Below are 15,690 nucleotides of genomic sequence, written 5' to 3' on the forward strand. Positions count from 1 at the left end.
ATGTTACTCGCCGATGGCCCCCGGAACGGACCAAACCAACCAATCGAAAGCCAATTCAGCAAGCGGACGGGTAACGCGTCGAATTCCTTGTCACCATACTCCGTGGCCATCAAACTTGCCCAGCGGCCGCTGCGAATAAGACCCGCAATACCGCAATGGTTGATCTTCGGAAAGCGACGAAAGGAAGGCGTATGTCCAAGAAAACGCGCAAGAAATCCTCCAACACAACCGGAAAGCGGGTCGCAACAAAGGTTGCGCGCGCCGCAAGCGCAAGCACTGGGAAGTCCGCGATGAAAACCCGCACGACGGTTGCGAAGAAGGCCGCTGCCAAAACCGCAAAGACCAAGAGCGCAGCGGGTGTTCAAGGCAAAGCCTCGCACAAGGCCGCATCGAAACCGTTAAAGCCGAAGGCGGCCGCGAGCGTGACCAAGCCGTCCGCCGTCACACTCACGGAGGGCGCCGCGGCGCCTGACTTCGACCTGCCGCGCGACGGCGGAGGCAGCGTTTCGCTGAGGGATTTTGCCGGCAAGAAGCTGGTGCTGTTCTTCTATCCCCGCGCCGACACCCCCGGCTGCACGCGCGAGGCGATCGACTTCACCCGGCTCAAGAACGCGTTCGCGGCTTCAGGGGCCGAAGTGGTCGGCATTTCCGCCGATACGGTTAAGGCGCAGGAGTCATTTCGAAACAAACACCAGCTGTCCGTGCCGCTGGCCTCGGACCCTGCCCATCAGATGCTGGAGGCGTATGGCGCCTGGGGCGAAAAATCCATGTATGGCAGGACCTTCATGGGAATTATTCGCACCACGGTTCTGGTCGATTCCAGTGGAAAAGTCGCCCGCATCTGGCGCCATGTGAAGGTCGACGGCCACGCCGAAGCGGTATTGGAGGCCGCCCGATCGCTCTGATGGAGAGGTTCCGTTTCCTGAAAATTAACCATGGCGAGCTCAAATCGCCCCCGCAAATTAGCCGTACGGAGCTTGGTCCGACCGGCCGCGGGAGTACCGATGTCGAGCCGGTCCGGTCATCACCAGAAACACCATCATCCTCAGGACCATGGCCGGACGCCGGCGCGCCGTCCGGTCGCTCAACAGGCAGCGGTGGCGGCCTCCGGCGAAGGCTATACGCTGGTCCATGCCGGCAAGCAGGTCCGGTTCGGGCCTGTGGTGTTCTGGATCGCGGTCGGCACCGTGGTCCTGCTCGGGATGTGGTCGGCGGCGACTGCGACCTATTTCGCGTTCCGTGACGACGTCCTGACCCGGCTGATCGCGCGCCAGGCCGAGATGCAATACGCCTATGAGGACCGCATCTCGGAGCTGCGCGCCAAGGTCGACCGCACCACCAGCCGCCAGCTGCTCGATCAGGAGCAGTTCGACCAGAAGCTCGACCAGATCATGAAGCGGCAGTCGGCGCTGGAATCACGCGCCACCGCGCTCGGCGCGATGCCTGATGTTGCGACCACCGGATCGATGAAGCCGCAGGGCCGCGCCGACGCCGCGCCGTCATCCGGCACGCCCAAGCCCTCCCCGATCAGCGACACCGTGATCTTCGTTGCACCGCCGGATCGCGAGGCGCGGCTGGAATCGCGCGCGCCGCTGATCGCCAAGGCGCAACCGAACCAGTTCGCCAAGGCCCAGGGCGTCGACAACGTCCTGGTCCGCCTGCAGACCTCGCTCGATCAGGTCGAGCGGCGCCAGGTCGCCGCGCTCTCCTCGGTCGAGGACGGCATCGAATCGCGGGTGCGTCGGATGCGCGGCGTGATCTCCGATCTCGGCCTCAACATGGCGCAGCTCGAAGCTGCGACGCCGCGCTCCGGCATGGGCGGCCCCTATGTTCCGGTGAAGCTCGCGCCCGACGCCGGCGCGTTCGAGCGCCAGCTCTACCGCATCAACATCAACCGCGCGCAGATGCAGCGCTTGAATCAGACGCTGGCGCTGGTGCCATACCGCAAGCCTGTCGTCGGCGAGGTCGAGTTCACCAGTGGCTTCGGCGTGCGCTCCGATCCGTTCCTCGGTCGTCCGGCGATGCACACCGGGCTCGACTTCCGCGCTGCGCAGGGCGATCCCGTACGGGTCACCGCCAACGGCAAGGTGGTGTCGGCGGGCTGGGCCGGCGGCTACGGCCGCATGGTCGAGGTCGATCACGGCAATGGCCTCTCGACCCGCTACGGCCATCTGTCCGAGATCGGCGTCAAGGTCGGTGAGTACGTCAAGATCGGCCAGGTGATCGGCGCCGTCGGCTCGACCGGCCGCTCCACCGGTCCGCATCTGCACTATGAGACCCGCATCGACGGCGAAGCGGTCGATCCGCAGAAATTCCTCCGCGCCGGCGTCCGGCTCAGCGCGGGCTAAAGCTTTCGAATCGCACCGCATGTTCTGAAACCGGCGCTGGCCAAGCCTGCGCCGGTTTTGTTTTGCCGGATCAGCGGCGGCCACCGCCGCCCATGCCGCCGGGCGGCCCGCCACCACCGAATCCGCCGCCGGGCCCGAATGGGCCACCGCCGCCACCACCAGGGCCGAATGGTCCGCCGGGCGAGCCGAAGCCGCCCGGACCCGGGCCGGTGGTTCCGCCATTCAGGGGATCTGGCGCAGGACCGCCACCACCTGGCGGCCCGCCGCCGGGCGGCCCGCCAGGGCTGCCACCCGGGCCGCTACCACCGGGGCCGCCACCACCAGGGGCGCCGCGCCCGCCCGGTCCGGAACCATGTCCCGGTCCGGAGCCACCGCCGCCGGAGCCGCGGCCCGGCGTGCCGGGGCTCTTCACCGACGAGCCCGGGAATCTCGTGACCGATTGCACCGACTCGACGCGCAGTTCGCGCGTCCCCGACAGTTGCGCATTGACGACCACGCGCGTATCGGCGGCCGGCGAAAAGCGCGAGTGATCGCGCGCGACGAAGCCGGAGCCGAGCTGCAGGTCATTGCCGACCCGCCGCACATAGGCCTCGATCAACAGCCGCTTCGCGCCGGTGAGATCGGAGAAGTCGTCGGCGCGGCTGCGCGAGACCTGCATCACGTCCTGCGCGACATGGCCTTCGGCCTGCACGCGCTGACCGACCAGCGCCGCATCGACGCCGCTGAGCTTGAGCTCGCCGATCCGCAAGCTACCTGCGCGGTCGCGCTCGAGCGGTCCCGCGACGCGCATCGCGGCGTCATGACGCTCCTGCACCAGACTTGCGACGACGACACCGTCGGTGCGGCGCAGCCCGAACACGGCGACATGCGCGCCGACCTTCAACCAGCTGTCGCGGCCGCTCCAGGCGACCTTCTGGCCGAGCACCGTCAGCTCGCCCGATTTCATCTGCTCGACCGGCCCGGTCACTTCGCTCGCCACATCGATCCGCTTTGTCGACAGTGTGCCGCCGGCATCGCGCTCCGCCACCACGCGCGCGAGCTGGCCGATCCGCAGCGCTTTCGCGTTCGCCGCCTCGCCGTCAATCCGGACCGGTACGTCGGCCGCATAAGCGACGCGCTCGCCGTTGACATAGATCGAGCCGAACCGCTGGATCACGCCGACGATGCCGGTGCCGCCGATGCCCTGGTCGGAGCCAGTGATCCCGGTGCCGCCGATGCCCTGATCGTTGCCGCGCTTCTTGACCTGCGCGCCCGCGAGCGAGGTTCCGGCGAACCAGAAGCCGATCAGCAGCGCGCGGCGGGAAATGACAGTCGGGCCTTTCATGCCGCACCGCCTTCATCGGCATCGTCATCGACCGGGCCGTCGGGGCCCTCGCGATAGATGTAGATGCCGAAATTCCAGCGGTAGTCGCCGCCCTTGTCCTTCGCCAAGGCGCGGTTGGCCTCGCGGTTGGCGACCTTCAGCGCCTCCATCGCCAGCTCGCGCGAACGGCCCTCGAGCCGTTTCGCCAGCTTGGCCGACAGCCCGTCGTAATGCACCGCGCGTTCGAGGAAGCGCGGTGTCGCCGACGACACGTTCATCTCGGCGGCCGCGACATGGTCGTGCAGGTTACGGCCGAGATAATGCCATTTGCGATCGTCGTCGCCATGCGGGACGAAGGCCTCCTCGACCAGCATGATCTCGTCGTCGTCATTGACGGTGACGAGCTTGCGGTCGAGCCATTCGTCGAGCACCGCACGCGGCCGCACGTCCTTGGTGATCGATTCGACCAAGGTCTCGAACGACGGCGCGCCGCCATCGGCAGTGCGCGGCAACGGCAGCGGATCGCCCTTGGCATCGGTGAATTCGGGCGCAGCCAGCCAGCGCGCGATGATCGCACTGGTGCGCGACAATGTCGCCGGCACCGCATTGACCGGCGCGCCCGCGCCGCGCAGCCGCGCAACCTCCTTGCGGTGAATGCCGGTCAGCAGGCTGACGCGGCTGTCGGTCTGCTCCTTGCCCTCGAGTGCGAAGTCGTGCTCGGCGACGTTGACATAGAGCTCGCGCAGCAGCTGGGTCAGCGCTGGAAATGTCATGCCGCCGCGGACGCAAAGCCGCACCAGCGGGCGCAGCATCCGCGCCAGCGGCGCGTGCAGCTTCGCGGCGGCGATCGGCGCAGGCGATCCCAGCTTCGACTTCGGGGACTTGGCATTCATGCCTAACTTTTAGCCGTCCGCCGCGTGGGACACAATCCCACCGTTTTGCCCACCTTACTTGACGTGTGATATTTTCCCACTTATGGGAAACAAAAGTAACCTCCGGACACGGCGCGGCCTGCGGGCGCCGATATCCCTACGGATCGCTCCATGACGCCTGCCCGATTCGACCTTGCGATCGCGGAAGCCTGCCGGATCGCCCAGGTTCCCTACGAGGAGTTCGTGTCGACGGTGATGGCGGGCGGCTATCCCTGCCTGCCGGGCGTGGCGCCCGGCTCACCGCGCCGCTTCAATGAAACCGATCTGCTCGCGCTGTACATCTATGGCCGCCTGCTCGCGTTCGGCTTCGGCGGCTTGCGCGCCGGCGAATATGCCAGCCGCGCGCATGCTGGTCTCACCGCCGAGCCGCGCGCGAACTCGATCTCGATCGCGCTGACATCGGATGGCGGCAAGCGCGTCGTCATCGAGCAGGATCTGCAGCGGCCCGCGGCCGCGATGCTGCCCGAGCGGATCCACTTCGACATCCCCGCCATCCGACGCCAGTTGCAGCCATCCGCAGCCGGCAGCACCGCCGCGCCGGCCTGACACCTCGCTAGCACGCCAGACCTGTTCGCCTCGCGCCGTCACGGCGCGATCGCGCCGGCATGCCCCCGATGCCTCCTGTCAAAAAAAGTTATCCACCGCCATACGTGGGACATAATCCCACATTTTAGTCCGGCTCCATTGACGTGTGAAATTTTCCCACGTATCCAGAATCCATTCAGCAGGGAATCCGACGCAATGTCTCTTCGTTCGGCCCACGAACCCGGTTCGTCTTCCGAACCCGGTTCGTCTCGCGAACCCGGTCGGTTCGCCGCCACCACACTCCGATTCACGCCGCAGGCGGCCTTCTGTTTCGCCCCGCAGGCGCCATGCGGCCCGATCGAGCCGGTATTTCCGGCGCTGCTGCGCTCGCTGGTGTTCGCCGCAGCGCTGGCGCTGCCGTTCGTCGTCGCCCTGTTCGTCGCATGATCCGGATCGAGCCGCCCATGATTGGTCTGAACGCGCCGGCCCGGCGTCCGTCGGTGCTGCACATCTTCAAGGTCTACTATCCCGACCTGTTCGGCGGCACGCTGACCGTGATCCGCGACATCTGCGCCTCCCTGAAGGACACGTTCGACGCCGCCGTGCTGGTCTGTTCGCGCGCAGGCGGCGAGCGGCAGATCGTGGTCAATGACGTTGCGGTCGAGCGCGTGCACTCGTTCGGCGACGTGCTGTCGCTGCCGGCGGCGCCGACCTATCCGTGGCGGCTGTGGCGCCGCATCGCCGAGCACGATCTGCTGGCGCTGCATGCACCCTTCCCGCTCGCCGACCTGGTGTTCGCATTCGGGCTCGGCCGCGCGCGTCCGCTGGTGGTGCACTGGCACGCCGACATCGTCTCGCACGCGGCCTTGCGCTTCCTGGTCGAGCCGATGATGCGGCGGACCTTGCGGCACGCCGCCGCGATCATCGTCTCCGATCCGGTGCTGATCGAAACCACGCCGCTGCTGCAGGAGTTCTCCGACAAGTGCCACGCCGTTCCGTTCGGCGTCGATGTCGAGAAATATGACCGGCCCGCCGCGCAGGCCGACGACATCAACGCCCGCGGCCGCCTCGTCCTCGCCTGCGGCCGGCTGGTGCCCTACAAGGGTTTTGACGTGCTGGTGCGCGCCGCCCACGCACGCAATTTCGAGGTCTGGATCGTCGGCGAGGGCCGCGAGCGCGACCATCTCGAGCAGCTGATCCGCGACTACGGCTTGCAGGACCGCGTCCGCCTGCTCGGCTCGGTGTCCGAGAGCGAGCGCGTCAAGCTGATGCGCATCGCCGACGTCTTCGTGATGCCGTCGGTGACCAATGCGGAGACCTTCGGGCTGGTCCAGCTCGAGGCGATGGCGGCGAGCCGTCCGATCGTCAACACCGCGCTCGACACCGGCGTTCCGCACGTCGCTCGCGACGGCCTCGAGGCCATCACGGTGCCGCCCGGCGATCCAACCGCCCTCGCCGACGCCATCGAGACGCTGATCAACGATCCCGAGCGGCGGCGCCGCATGGGCCAGGCCGCGCGGCATCGCGCGATCACGAGATACTCGACATCAGCCTTCAAGGAGGGAGTGGAGACGGTGTACCGCAAGGTTGTGACCGAAGAGGCCGCCGCAAAGGACGCAGGGTCACTAGCCCCAGCCCCGCGCCCCCGAACGGCCGGTCTCGTCGGCGCGATCCAGATCGCGGCAGCGCTGGCCTGGTCAGACGTCCGCCATCGCTACGTCCGCTCCCTCCTTGGACCCTTCTGGATGTCGATCCAGATGGCGATCATGGTGGCCGTGCTCGGCTCGGTCATCGGCCATCTCTCCAACGCCAGCGCGGTGGCGCGGCTGCCGATGCTGGCGGCGAGCCTCACCGCCTGGACCTTCCTCAACAGCGTCGTGCTCGACGCCACCACCGCGCTGCAAGGCTCGGCCAGCCTGATCAAGGATCGCGCATTGCCGCCGGTGATCTTCCTGCTGCAATGTACCTTCCGCCAGGCGCTGTTCGCGGCCCACAATGCGGTCGTGCCGCTGATCCTGTGGCTCGTGCTGACGCCACGGGATGTCGGCGGTGTGATCGCCGCCCTGCCCGGCCTCGTCCTGTTCGTCATCTCAGCGCTCGGCATCAGTCTCGTGCTCGGCGCGCTGGCGACGCGCTACCGCGACATCAAGCCGATCATCGAGTCCTCGCTGACGCTGGCCTTCCTGGCCTCGCCGATCATCTGGACGCCTGAGATGATCGATCGCGGCTCCACGGTGATGCGGCTCAATCCGCTGACGCACCTGTTCGCGGTCTGGCGCGACCCGCTGGCATCGGGCCATGTCGCGACGACGAGCGTGATCTATGTGCTGGCCTGCCTTGCCGCGCTCGCGGTCGCCGCGACCGTGACGGTCGCCCAATTGCGCAAAGCGGCGTTCTGGATCTAGCACATGGCAAGCATCGACCTCCGCGACGTCTGCCTCGATTATCCGCTGTACGGCGCCTACGACTTTTCGCTGAAGCGCCGCCTGCTCGGCCGCCTGTTCCGCCAGACCAGCGAGATGCGCACCATCCGCGCGGTCGACAACATCTCGATCGAAGCGAAGGCCGGCGCCCGCATCGGCCTCGCCGGGCCGAACGGTTCCGGCAAGTCCACTTTGCTGCGGCTGATCGCCGGCGTGTTTCCGGCAACCAGCGGCGAGGTCCGGATTTCCGGCAACATCGTGCCGCTGCTCGGCCTCGGCGCCGGCGTCAATCTCGATTTCGTCGCCGCCGACAATATCAACCTGTTGCTGCGGATCTCCGGTCGCAAGCCGACGCCGGCGATCCTGGACGAGATCTGGGCGTTCACGGAACTGGAGGAACGCATGCAGCGGCTGCCGCTGCGCATGTTCTCGTCGGGCATGCTGATGCGCGTGCTGTTCGCGACCGCGACCGCCTTTCCCGCCGACATCCTGCTGCTCGACGAATGGCTCAGCGTGGTCGACGAGAATTTCTCGGCCAAGGCCGAGCAACGGCTGCGCAAGATGGTCGAGGCCGCGGCGATCGTGATCATCGCCTCGCACGACCAGGGGCTGCTGCGCCGGACCTGCAACCGCATCATCAATCTCGATCACGGCCGCATCACCAGCACCGTTGCGCTGGATCCGCCCGTCCCGCATCACCTCGAGCTCAGAGAAATCAGCGCATGACAAAGATCCTGGTCGTCAGCGAGGCGCTCGGCGAACCCAACCACAAGCGCGGAATCTTCCATTTCACGCGCGAACTGATCCGCTCGCTGGCCGGCGACGGCCACGAGCTGACCTTGCTGGTCGAGACCACGCGCCGCTACCGCAAGCTGCGCCAGCGACAGCAGCGCACCAGGCTGCTGCCCGACGGGTCGCGCCTGATCGAGCTGCTCGCGCTCTATCGTTTCCTCGACGAGGCCGACATGAATGCGCCTGTGATGCGCAGCAGCGGCGGTCTGCGCCGCACCGTCGACTGGTTCCGCGGCAAGCTGCGCGCCGCGACCTCGCTGGAATTCGCGGTCAGCTTCCTGCGCGCAGTCCATTTGCTGCCGGCCGGCGTCAGCCTGATCGAGAACCATGCCGACGGCCTCGAATACATCCCGACCGATTTGCGCCATCTCAAGCTGTTCGGCGACTTCCTGCTCGAGCCCGGATTCTACAGCTACCAGGACACCTCGGCGCTGCTGCGGTTGCCGCCGCCGCGGATCGACGCACGCGACTACGACGTCATCCTCGTCGACACGCCGACGCGGGTCGCGATTCAGCGCCAGCGCGGCGCCAAGGTGATCTGCGTCGTGCATGACCTGCTTCCGCTGACCGACCTCAAGCTCAGCGATGTCGCGACCCGGCTGTTCCTGTCGCGGCTGTTCACCAGCCTGCAGCAGGCCGACGAGCTCGCCTTCGTCTCGAATTACAGCCTGGGCCGGTTCCGTGCCCTGCTGCCGCAGTTCGCGCATCTGCCGGCGCGGGTGGTTTATCCCCGCACCAGGTTCGATGCACAGGCGCTGCCGGCAGCTTGTGCTCCGAGCGGACGGCCGTACTTCGTCGTGATCGTCTCCGCCGAGCCGCGCAAGAACCTCGCCGCAGTCATCCGCGCCTTCCGCAAATTGCCGCAGGCCGATCTCGTCGTGATCGGCTACACCGGGGACCCCAGCCTGACCCGCAACGCACCGCCCAACGTCCGCTTCTCCGGCTATGTCGAGGAGCACGAGAAGGCGGCCCTGATCGCCGAGTCCCACGGCCTGATCATGCCGAGCCTCGCCGAGGGCTTCGGCGTCCCGATCATCGAGGCGCTGGCCGTCAACACGCCGGTGCTGTGCTCCGACATCGCCGTGTTCCGTGAGGTCGCGGGCGAGCTCGCCGATTATTTCGACCCGTTCTCGATCGACGCGATCGGCGCCTCGGTCAATCGGGTCCTGGCTGAGCAGGAGCAATGGCGGAGCAAGATCCGCGCGCAGCGGGCCGAGCTCGCCGAGCGCTTCGGCCACCACACCCAGGCGCGCGACCTGCTGTCCCATCCGGTCGTTGCGGACGCCGTGGCCGCCGTGCCGGCGCTGCCTGCCGCGATCGCCGCATTCGACGGCGCCACCGTGTAGGCTCATCATGACCACCGAATCCCACGCGTTCGGCGACGTCGCCGAGCCCGTAATGCGCTGGCGCGACCGCGTCAGTACCTGGTCCAGCTCGATCGCCTATGTCCACACGACCGACATCCTGATCGTGCTGGCAGCCGCCTCGCTGCCATGGTCGACGACGGCGCTCGCCGTCTTCATGCTGTTGTGGCTCGTCGCCCTGATCCCGGCCATCGACTGGGAGCAGTTCATTCTCGACCTCGCGCAGCCGGCCTTTGCATTGCCGGTCGCGCTGGTCGTGCTCGCCGTGATCGGCGTGGCATGGTCGGAGACCGACTGGGCCGAGCGGCTGCAGGGCATCAAGCCGCTCGGCAAGCTGCTGCTGCTGCCGTTCCTGCTCGGCTACTTCCAGCGCTCGCAGCGCGGGCTCTGGGTGTTCTCAGCTTTCCTGACGTCCTGCACGTTGCTGATGATCCTGTCCTGGATCGTGCTGGCGCTGCCGCAGCTCAAGCTCGCGCACACCGCCTCCGACGGCGTACCGGTCAAAAACTACCTCGACCAGAGCCAGGAATTCGTGCTGTGCGCCTTCGCGCTGATGCTGCCGGCGTTGACGGCGCTGCGGGCCCGGCAATGGCGCATCGCAGCCGGCGCCCTCGCGCTGATCCTGCTGTTCGTCGCCAACATGTTCTACGTCGTCTCGGCGCGGACCGCGCTGGTCACCATGCCGGTGTTGCTGGTCCTGTTCGCCTCGCTGCATCTGTCCCGCCGCGCCACGCGCCTGCTGTTCGCCGTGGTCGCGCTGGCCAGCCTGCTGGTGTGGACGACGTCCCCCTACCTGCGTCAACGCATCGCCGACGTCCGCATCGAGTATCGCGCGCACGATACCTCAGGCATCGCCTCTACCGCGCAGCGCCTGACCTATTGGCGGAAGTCGGTGAAATTCATCACCGAGGCGCCGCTCATCGGGCACGGCACCGGCGCGATCAGACACATGTTCACGCTGGATGCAGTCGGGAAAACCGGCCTGGAAGCCGAGGTGATCAACAACCCGCACAACCAGACCTTCAATGTCGCGATCCAGTGGGGACTCATCGGCATCCTGCTGCTGTATGCGATGTGGATCAGCCACATCGGCCTGTTCGCCGGCCGCGATCTCGTGAGCTGGATCGGGCTCGCGATCGTCGCGCAGAACATCACGAGCTCACTGCTCAATTCGCATCTGTCCGATTTTCACGAGGGCTGGATGTACGTCATCGGCGTCGGCGTCGCCGGCGGCATGGCGCTGCGCGCCCGCCGGCCGGAGAAGATCCTGACGGACGCTTGCGGTGGGCCGTCGCGTTAGTACGGCGCAACAGATTCAGCGTCGTCCCGGCGAAGGCCGGGACCCATAACCACCGATGCTGCTCGTCGCGCAACGCTGGAATGACGAGTCCCGTTCACAACACCCGCCGCGGCGTATGGGTCCCGGCCTTCGCCGGGACGACGATGGTGTTGCGGCGCGAGCAGCGCCTCCCAGCAACCGCCTACCTTGTCGCGTCGTGCCCGACCTCACCCGTGATGACGTCGCCGAACAGCTCCCACGCTTCGCCGTTGAATCGCATCAACTGCATCTGCTCGATCGGGTAGTAGTCGTCAGGCGAGGTGTTGACCATGATGCCCGGCAGCATCAGGTCGGAGTGGAAGTTCTTCAAATTGGCGGCCTGCTTCATGACGTTCTCGCGCGTGAGATTATCGCCGCATTGCTTCAGCACCTGCACCATGGCCTCGGCCTGCACATAGCCGTAGAGGTTGTTGGCGTTGCCCTTGTCGCCGTCGGGATAATACTTGTCCATGAAGGCGCGCCAGTTGATGACGGGCGGATCCTTGTCCCAGGTCGGATCGGTCGGGTCCTTCAGATAGGCCGTCGAGATGATGCCCTTGGAATATTCCAGTCCTGCCGGCTTCAGCACCGAGGCGACCGAGGTCGCGGTGTTGGCGAGGAAGAACTTCGGCTTCCAGCCGAGCTCACCCACTTTGCGGATCGCCTGCGCCGATCCCTTCGGCGCCGCCCAGGAGAAGAAGATGTCGGCGCCGGAATCGATGCAGCGCGACGATCTGCGAATCGATCGAGGGATCTGAGACCTCGTAGGACTTGTCGGCGATGATCATGCCCGCCTTGTCGCCGAGACCGTCCTTCAGGCCCTTGAATTGATCCTTGCCGGCGTCGTCATTCTGCCAGAACACTGCGATCTTGCTGTCGGGGAATTTGTCACGAATGTATTTCGCGTAGATGCGCCCCTCGCTCTGGTAGTTGGGCTGAAAGCCCATCGTCCAGGGAAAGTTCTTGGGGTCGCCGAATTTGGTGCCGCCGGAGGCGACGAACAATTGCGGCACCTTCTTGGCATTCATGTATTTCATGATTGCCGAATTCGACGGCGTGCCGAGCGCCTGGAAGATCAGCAGCACCTCGTCGCTCTCGACCAGCTTGCGCGCCTGCTCGATCGCCTTCGGCGGCGAATAGGCATCGTCGTAGCTGATGAAGGTGATCTTGCGGCCATTGATGCCGCCCTGCTCGTTGATCATCCTGAAGAACGCGGCCTCGGTCTTGCCGATCACGCCGTAGGACGACGCCGGGCCGCTATACGGCATGATGTTGCCGATCTTGATTTCGCCATCACTTGCGCCGGGATCGTATTTCTTCTGCGCTGTCGCCGAGGTCGTGATCAATGCGGCACTTGCGAAGGCCACGATCGCGCCAATATATCCAGAACGAGCCGGCATCGTTTTCTCCCCGATTTTTGTCGTTGGTTTTGGCGGCAAGTCTCGCAAGAGACGCATGTGCTGGCAAGCGCTGGGTTTTTCCGTTGGGCGAAACGGCATTGTTGCCTGGCGCTATTTATGATTGAAGTCGATCTGGGGATCACGAGTCGAGGCGTTCTGATTGCGTAAACCGGACATTCGTACCGGTCCGCGGCATCCGCGTATTGCGGCCGCGGGCTATAAGCTCACGCGCCGCCTCAGCGAGTCCGCGTTGGCGAAGCGTGGCCTGCACAAGGTCAATGGCGAGTTCGCGCAGCGCACCATCGCTTCGATCCGCGAAAGACTGCAGCGGGGCGAGACGGTCTACATCGCCGGCCTCGCCTGCCCCGGCACCCATAACACCGGCGTCGCACTGGTCGAGGTCACCCAGAAGGACGGACCGCGCCTGATCGTCAACAACGAGGAAGAGCGCTTTTCCGGAAACAAACACACCAACGAGTTTCCGCAACACGCGCTCGACGACATGCGCAAGGTGCTGCAGCGGATGGGCCGCGACATCGGCGACATCGCAGCCTTCGTCACCACGTGGGATTACCCGGCGCTGCTGGCGATGCTGATCCGCACCTCGCTCGAGGAAGCGCCGGCCAGCATCAAATTGCTGCGCGCGCCGATCGCGCCGGCGATCAACCTGCGTCAAATGGACCAGGTGCGGCGCATCTCGCGCAAGCTCGGCAGAATGTACGGGCTCGGCGAACAGCTGCCGCTGATCTGCATGCCGCATCACGACAATCACGCCTGGTATTCGTTCACCGCATCGCCGTTCGCCGATGTGCGCGAACCTGTCGCGATTGCGGTGCTTGACGGCACCGGCGACGTCGGCTCGATCTCGCTCTATGTCGCCGAGAACGGCGAGATGAAGCAGCTCTATTGCAACGAGAGCCTGTTCGATTCGCTCGGCGCCTTCTACACCGTGATCTCGTCGAGCCAAGGCGGCTGGACCTGGCTCTCCAGCGAGGGCCGCTACATGGGCGCCGCCGCCTGGGGCGACATGAACCGCGCCACCAATCCCTATTATCAGCGCCTGAAGGCGGTGCTGCAGCTCGGGCCCAATGGCAGCGTGCAGCTCAATCGCGCGATGGCCAATTGGTACGCCGACCCCGCCGACACCCCCTATCATCAGCCGCTGATCGACATTCTCGGTCCGCCGCTGCGGCCCGACCAGCTCTGGAATCCCGACGCCGTGCTGCGCGTCGAGGACATCAATCACCGCGCCGACACCAAGGACCGTGTCGACAAGGCCGCCGCGACGCAATTGGTGTTCGAGGACGCGATGATCCATGTCATCGATCACCTGCTGCGCATCACCGGCACCGACCGCCTGGTGCTGACCGGCGGCGTGGCGCTGAACGCGCTCGGCAACATGCGGCTGCTCGAGCACTTTGACGAAGCGTGGTTCGAACGCGTGCAGCAGCGCAGGACGCGGCTGCACATGTGGGTGCCGCCGGTGCCCGGCGATCCCGGCGTGCCGATCGGCGCGGCCTGGCTGTTTGCGCATATGGCGGGCGCTGCGCGCGGTGCGCCGCTGTCGCACGCCTTCTATTGCGGCCTGCCGCCTTCGAAAGCCGACATCACCGCGGCGCTGCGCGCCGACGACGTCGCCTCGACCGAGATCGGCAATGTCGCGACATCTGAAGGGCGCGATGCGGTTGCCGATCTGATGGCCGGTATGGTGGCGCAAGGCGGCGTGATCGCGATCTATCAAGGCGCGGCCGAAACCGGTCCGCGCGCGCTCGGCCATCGCTCGATCCTCGCCAACCCCTGCGACCCCGAAGTGCGCGAGCGGCTCAACGAGCGCGTCAAATATCGCGAGGCGATCCGGCCGCTGGCGCCGATGGCGACCTTGCAAGCCGCGCGCGACTATTTCGAGCTGGAAGACGGCGCGTCCGACGCCGACTACAACGCCTACAACTACATGGTGCTTACGGCGCATTCGAAGCCGGAGGCGCGCGCGAAGATTCCCGCCGTGGTACATGCCGACGGCACCGGCCGCATCCAGATCGTGCGCGAGGCCGACGATCCCCTCACCTACGCCTATCTGAAGGCGCTCGGCCGCCATATCGGCGTCGAGATGTCGGTCAACACGTCGTTCAACGTCGCAGGCCCGATCGCGCAGACGCCGGCGCAGGCGATGGACACGCTGCGCCGCTCCAGGGGCCTCGATGCCGTGGTGCTGGTCGCCGACGACGGTACCGCTCATGCCGCCTGGCACGGCGGCGAGCGCGACAGCGGCCGCTTCACCGGCTGGTATGCAGCGTGGAAGCAGGCGCGCGGCTGAACCAGGTCAGCACGCGCCCGTCGATCAGGAGCAGCGCGCTGGCGATCACGAGCGCGCCGATCACCTCACGCGGCGCGACCGGCTCGCCGAGCACGAGATAGCCGAGCAGCATCGCGGTGACCGGAAGCAGCAGCGTCACCAGCATCACATTGGTCGCGCCGGAGCGCTGCAGGATCTGGAAGAACACGATGTAGGCCAGCGCGGTCGACAGCGCCGCGAGCCCTAGCACGGCGAGCCACGTGGTCAGATGCGGCATCGGCAGCAGCCAGGGCCGTTCGGCCACGCCGGCGACGACCGCCATCATCACGCTGGAGGCCATCATCTGGAACGTCGCCGTGCCCAAAGGCGGCACGCGCTGCGGCAACCGCCGCCCGACCAGCGCCGCGATGCCGTAGCTGAAGGCGCCGGCGAGGCAGAGCAGGATGCCGATGCCCTGCCTGCTCTCGAAGCCGAGCGCATCACCATGCAGGATCGCGACCCCGATCAGCCCGACCACCACGCCCGCGACGCGGCGCGCCTGCAGCCGCTCCTCGCCGGCCACCGCCATCACGACCACCGCAAACAGCGGCGTCGTCGCATTGAGGATCGAGGCCAGCCCGCTCGGAATATAGGTCTGGCCGAACACGATCAGCGAGAACGGCAGCGCGTTGTTGAACAGCCCCATCGCGGCGAACGGCGCCCAGCCGGCCAGGCCGCGCGGGAACTCGATGTTCCGCGCCCGCAGCAGCGGCAGCAGGATCAGCGCGCCGAGCACGACGCGCAGCAGCACCAGGGTCAGCGGCGGCAATTCGCGCAGGATGACGCCGTTGAAGAAGAACGAGCCGCCCCACAGCACCGACAGAAAGAGAAGCAGCCCCCAGTCGCGGCGATCGATCCTGTTGTCGGCGGAAGGCATGGCGGGCACTCATCTGCGCTGGCGCAGATGCCTAGCCGGGCGCGGCGGTGATGGCCACCCGATTTCCGTGAATGGC

At 66.4% G+C, this 15,690-nt stretch carries 12 protein-coding genes and 1 pseudogene; 9 read left to right on the forward strand and 4 right to left on the reverse strand.

What is annotated here, in order from left to right; genetic code table 11:
- Positions 1 to 191: 191 nt before the first annotated feature.
- Entirely contained in the window at positions 192 to 905 is a 714-nt protein-coding gene (locus CO675_RS29600; protein WP_198964792.1) for a peroxiredoxin, read from the forward strand.
- Between the two features lie 99 nt (positions 906 to 1,004).
- Positions 1,005 to 2,348: a M23 family metallopeptidase gene (locus CO675_RS29605; protein WP_097675318.1), complete on the forward strand. Its 1,344-nt coding sequence runs from the start codon at positions 1,005 to 1,007 to the stop codon at positions 2,346 to 2,348.
- 70 nt (positions 2,349 to 2,418) lie between these two features.
- Here the strand turns inward: CO675_RS29605 and CO675_RS29610 are convergent, their stop codons facing one another.
- Together CO675_RS29610 and CO675_RS29615 are read right to left on the reverse strand one after the other, a co-directional pair.
- Positions 2,419 to 3,672: a DUF5666 domain-containing protein gene (locus tag CO675_RS29610; RefSeq protein ID WP_097675319.1), complete on the reverse strand. Its 1,254-nt coding sequence runs from the start codon at positions 3,670 to 3,672 to the stop codon at positions 2,419 to 2,421.
- Positions 3,669 to 4,544 (reverse strand): DUF6502 family protein, encoded by an 876-nt coding sequence (locus CO675_RS29615; protein WP_097675320.1) that lies wholly within the window; start codon positions 4,542 to 4,544, stop codon positions 3,669 to 3,671. Before CO675_RS29615 ends, CO675_RS29610 begins: the two co-directional genes overlap by 4 nt.
- A 150-nt stretch (positions 4,545 to 4,694) precedes the next feature.
- Between CO675_RS29615 and CO675_RS29620 the strand changes: the two genes are divergently transcribed.
- From CO675_RS29620 to CO675_RS29645, 6 genes are all read left to right on the forward strand, one after another.
- Positions 4,695 to 5,129 carry a hypothetical protein gene (locus CO675_RS29620; RefSeq protein ID WP_097675321.1) on the forward strand — a complete coding sequence of 145 codons (435 nt, stop codon included), beginning with the start codon at positions 4,695 to 4,697 and terminating at the stop codon, positions 5,127 to 5,129.
- A gap of 195 nt (positions 5,130 to 5,324) precedes the next feature.
- Positions 5,325 to 5,555: a hypothetical protein gene (locus tag CO675_RS29625; protein WP_097675322.1), complete on the forward strand. Its 231-nt coding sequence runs from the start codon at positions 5,325 to 5,327 to the stop codon at positions 5,553 to 5,555.
- 17 nt (positions 5,556 to 5,572) lie between these two features.
- Positions 5,573 to 7,513 carry a glycosyltransferase gene (locus CO675_RS29630; protein WP_245452976.1) on the forward strand — a complete coding sequence of 647 codons (1,941 nt, stop codon included), beginning with the start codon at positions 5,573 to 5,575 and terminating at the stop codon, positions 7,511 to 7,513.
- Positions 7,514 to 7,516: 3 nt separating this feature from the next.
- Complete coding sequence (locus CO675_RS29635; protein ID WP_097675324.1) at positions 7,517 to 8,257, forward strand: ABC transporter ATP-binding protein; 741 nt, start codon at positions 7,517 to 7,519, stop codon at positions 8,255 to 8,257.
- Positions 8,254 to 9,669 carry a glycosyltransferase family 4 protein gene (locus tag CO675_RS29640; protein ID WP_198964793.1) on the forward strand — a complete coding sequence of 472 codons (1,416 nt, stop codon included), beginning with the start codon at positions 8,254 to 8,256 and terminating at the stop codon, positions 9,667 to 9,669. The genes CO675_RS29635 and CO675_RS29640 overlap by 4 nt, the downstream gene beginning before the upstream one ends.
- 7 nt (positions 9,670 to 9,676) lie before the next feature.
- Positions 9,677 to 10,987 carry an O-antigen ligase family protein gene (locus tag CO675_RS29645; RefSeq protein WP_097675325.1) on the forward strand — a complete coding sequence of 437 codons (1,311 nt, stop codon included), beginning with the start codon at positions 9,677 to 9,679 and terminating at the stop codon, positions 10,985 to 10,987.
- Positions 10,988 to 11,168: 181 nt separating this feature from the next.
- Here CO675_RS29645 and CO675_RS29650 read toward each other — a convergent pair.
- Positions 11,169 to 12,405, reverse strand: a pseudogene (locus CO675_RS29650) (ABC transporter substrate-binding protein).
- Between the two features lie 250 nt (positions 12,406 to 12,655).
- Between CO675_RS29650 and CO675_RS29655 the strand changes: the two are divergent.
- The gene (locus CO675_RS29655; protein ID WP_245452977.1) at positions 12,656 to 14,719 is read left to right on the forward strand and encodes a carbamoyltransferase C-terminal domain-containing protein; all 2,064 of its coding nucleotides are present in this window, start codon (positions 12,656 to 12,658) and stop codon (positions 14,717 to 14,719) included.
- On the opposite strand, the gene CO675_RS29660 is transcribed toward CO675_RS29655, so the two are convergent.
- Positions 14,679 to 15,614, reverse strand: a complete 936-nt coding sequence (locus CO675_RS29660; protein ID WP_097675327.1) for a DMT family transporter — start codon at positions 15,612 to 15,614, stop codon at positions 14,679 to 14,681. The genes CO675_RS29655 and CO675_RS29660 overlap by 41 nt on opposite strands.
- Positions 15,615 to 15,690: the final 76 nt, after the last annotated feature.

The organism is Bradyrhizobium sp. C9, assembly GCF_002532045.1.
Classification (GTDB): domain Bacteria; phylum Pseudomonadota; class Alphaproteobacteria; order Rhizobiales; family Xanthobacteraceae; genus Bradyrhizobium.

Bases quoted from the DNA above. Each gene is read 5' to 3' on its own strand.
- CO675_RS29600 (WP_198964792.1), top strand. From the start codon at position 192: ATGTCCAAGAAAACGCGCAAGAAATCCTCCAACACAACCGGAAAGCGG.
- CO675_RS29605 (WP_097675318.1), top strand. From the start codon at position 1,005: ATGTCGAGCCGGTCCGGTCATCACCAGAAACACCATCATCCTCAGGAC.
- CO675_RS29610 (WP_097675319.1), bottom strand. From the start codon at position 3,672: ATGAAAGGCCCGACTGTCATTTCCCGCCGCGCGCTGCTGATCGGCTTC.
- CO675_RS29615 (WP_097675320.1), bottom strand. From the start codon at position 4,544: ATGAATGCCAAGTCCCCGAAGTCGAAGCTGGGATCGCCTGCGCCGATC.
- CO675_RS29620 (WP_097675321.1), top strand. From the start codon at position 4,695: ATGACGCCTGCCCGATTCGACCTTGCGATCGCGGAAGCCTGCCGGATC.
- CO675_RS29625 (WP_097675322.1), top strand. From the start codon at position 5,325: ATGTCTCTTCGTTCGGCCCACGAACCCGGTTCGTCTTCCGAACCCGGT.
- CO675_RS29630 (WP_245452976.1), top strand. From the start codon at position 5,573: ATGATTGGTCTGAACGCGCCGGCCCGGCGTCCGTCGGTGCTGCACATC.
- CO675_RS29635 (WP_097675324.1), top strand. From the start codon at position 7,517: ATGGCAAGCATCGACCTCCGCGACGTCTGCCTCGATTATCCGCTGTAC.
- CO675_RS29640 (WP_198964793.1), top strand. From the start codon at position 8,254: ATGACAAAGATCCTGGTCGTCAGCGAGGCGCTCGGCGAACCCAACCAC.
- CO675_RS29645 (WP_097675325.1), top strand. From the start codon at position 9,677: ATGACCACCGAATCCCACGCGTTCGGCGACGTCGCCGAGCCCGTAATG.
- CO675_RS29660 (WP_097675327.1), bottom strand. From the start codon at position 15,614: ATGCCTTCCGCCGACAACAGGATCGATCGCCGCGACTGGGGGCTGCTT.